Below are 332 nucleotides of genomic sequence, written 5' to 3' on the forward strand. Positions count from 1 at the left end.
CCGCAACAACCTCGCAGCCGCCTACCGGGAAGCCGGCGACCTCGACCGCGCCATCACCCTCTACGAGGCCACCCTCGCACAACACGAACTGATCCTGGGTGACACCCACCCCAGCACCCTCGCCGCCCGCAACAACCTCGCAGCCGCCTACCGGGAAGCCGGCGACCTCGACCGCGCCATCACCCTCTACGAGGCCACCCTCGCACAACACGAACTGATCCTCGGCGCCACCCACCCCAACACCCTGGTCACCCGCAACAACCTCGCAGCCGCCTACCGGGAAGCCGGCGACCTCGACCGCGCCATCACCCTCTACGAGGCCACCCTCGCAC

The 332-nt window shown here is 69.3% G+C and carries 1 protein-coding gene; it reads left to right on the forward strand.

The genetic code is table 11. From position 1 onward, the window contains the following. A partial coding sequence (locus ABZW10_RS28025) for a tetratricopeptide repeat protein (RefSeq protein ID WP_355370965.1) occupies positions 1–332 on the forward strand: 332 nt, incomplete at both ends.

Source organism: Kitasatospora sp. NPDC004723 (assembly GCF_040609255.1).
GTDB lineage: Bacteria > Actinomycetota > Actinomycetes > Streptomycetales > Streptomycetaceae > Kitasatospora.